Raw genomic sequence first — 2,094 nt, forward strand, 5'->3', positions numbered from 1 at the left:
AGCGGTGCCGCGGACCTTGTCGGGCAAGAAGATGGAGCTGCCGGTGAAGAAGCTGCTGATGGGCGCGGATGCGAAGCAGGTGCTCAACGCGGATGCGATGGCGAATGCGGGATGCGTGGATTGGTTCATCGAGTTCGCACGGCGGCGGGCCGCTGACGAGAACTGAACTGCTCCTCTCCTGCGGTACACAAAGCGCCCCCGCGAGGGAGAGCCGTACCGATCAGTCGGGGGGTCGCCGCGCCAGCGCCTATTCGGACCTGAGCTTTCTCACGCGTGCCGGGCCGGTAAGCAACTCCAGTTGGGCCTCAACGCGCGTGATGCGCCGGTCGTGATCCCGGAGCTCCCGAGACGTTTCCCTGAGGACTTCGCCAGCTCTCTTCACATCGTCCGAAAGTCGCAGGGCTTCTTTGAGGGCACCGATGGCCTCGCCAAAGGCGCTCATGCGTGCGCCGCCTTGTTCCTCCCGCCCGCAACAACAGCCCGCTTCTCTCGCGCTTCACGCCGTGCTTGCAACTCTTTCAACACTTCTCGAGCTTCGACCAAACCGCCTTGCAGAGACACTTTCGCCTCGGTGACCGCCTTGCGGACTTCGCTGGCCAGACTGAGCAACGCGGCTTCTTCGTCAGTGGGGTGCTGCTCGAAACGGCGACGAACCAGTTCGGCAACGCTGACCTCTTCGCGCTTTGCCTGCTCGACCAGAAGCGCCTTGAACTGCGGGGTGGATAGGAATGTGATTCGTTCGGTTCTCATGACGGGCCAGGACAGGGTAGGGGGGTAAGAGCATGTGCATGTGCATGCTAATGCTTGCGAACCATGCGAGCAAATGCCCGGTGCTTCCCCATTCGGCCCGTTGGGTGCTGACCGGCCGACCCCCTCGCAGCACGCAGGAAAACTGAGCATGATTGGCTTCATGCCGGTGCCGTCAGCGAACGCGCCAGCGCGTCGCCGACCTCTTGCATGAAAACGCGCACCCGCGCCGTGCGGCGCAGGTCGGCATGCGTGAGCAGCCACAGCGGGGTTTCCAGCCCCGCGATGTCGTCCGACACCGCCACGAGCTGCGGCTCGGCGCGCTCGACGAACACCGGCAGCACCGCCACACCCAGGCCCGACCGGGCCATGGCCACCGCGCTGTGCAGCAGATCGACGCGCAGCATCACCCGCTCGGCCGGCACGTTCTCGTGCATCCAGCGATCGAAGAAACGCGCGCGGCGGTCGCGCTCGTAGCCGATCCACGGCGCGTCCTCGACCAGCCGCTCGAGCGGCTGGCGCCGTTGCGGCAGTCCGGCCGCGCCGCGCAGGGCATAAACGCGAAAACGCACGGCCCCCAGCGGGCGGCCGACCAGGTGCTGCGGCACGTCTTTGCTCAGACGCAGCGCCACGTCGGCATCGCGGCGCGACAGATCGGCGAGTTGCGACGCTTCCTCGACTTCGATCGCGATGCCGGGATGCGCACGGGCAAACGCCGCCAGCGGTTCGGCCAGCAGGTACAGCATGGCAACGTGCGCGGTGTTCAACCGCAGGCTGCCGCTCAGGCGCAAGTCGCGGCCCAGCAGGCGGCGCTGCAACTCGTCGAGCACGGGCTGCATGCGGCGCGCCTCCTCGACCAGCAACTCGCCCGCCTCGGTGGGCGCGTAGCCGCTGCGCAGGCGCTCGAACAGGCGGGCGCCCAGGCGTTGCTCCAGCGCGTCGAGCCGGCGCAGCACGGTCGAATGGCGCACATCGAGGGCACGTGCCGCACCGGCCAGCGAGCCGGCCTCGGCGACCGCGAGTGCGTAGCGCAGATCGTCCCAGTTGAAGGCGCGCTGCTCGGCTGCGATGACGGTGTTGAAAACCGAGGTGGACACGGAGGGACTCCAGAGGTGAGCCGGAGGCGAGGCCGACGGCAGTGTGATTGGGGTACTGTGCTTTTTTGCAAACTCAAAGCGCATTTTATCTGCTTGTCAGTGCGATTTTGCAAACCTAAAGTCGTCTTCATCGCAACCAAGGAGCCGAACATGAAGACCCTCTCGAACTGGTCCGCCGCCGTATGGCGAGCCTATCTGCGCTGGAGTGGGCAGGGCTACGAAGCCTGGCGCGTTCGCCACCCGCGCAGCG

The 2,094-nt window shown here is 66.2% G+C and carries 2 protein-coding genes; both read right to left on the minus strand.

Going from position 1 to position 2,094, the window contains the following annotated elements; translation table 11 throughout:
• Positions 1–438: 438 nt before the first annotated feature.
• Positions 439–750, minus strand: a complete 312-nt coding sequence (locus H0W38_RS21750) for a hypothetical protein (protein WP_292458141.1) — start codon at positions 748–750, stop codon at positions 439–441.
• Between the two features lie 158 nt (positions 751–908).
• Positions 909–1,844: a LysR family transcriptional regulator gene (locus tag H0W38_RS21755; RefSeq protein ID WP_292458144.1), complete on the minus strand. Its 936-nt coding sequence runs from the start codon at positions 1,842–1,844 to the stop codon at positions 909–911.
• Between the last annotated feature and the right edge of the window lie 250 nt (positions 1,845–2,094).

This window comes from Methylibium sp. (assembly GCF_013817365.1).
Taxonomy (GTDB): Bacteria; Pseudomonadota; Gammaproteobacteria; order Burkholderiales; family Burkholderiaceae_C; genus Methylibium.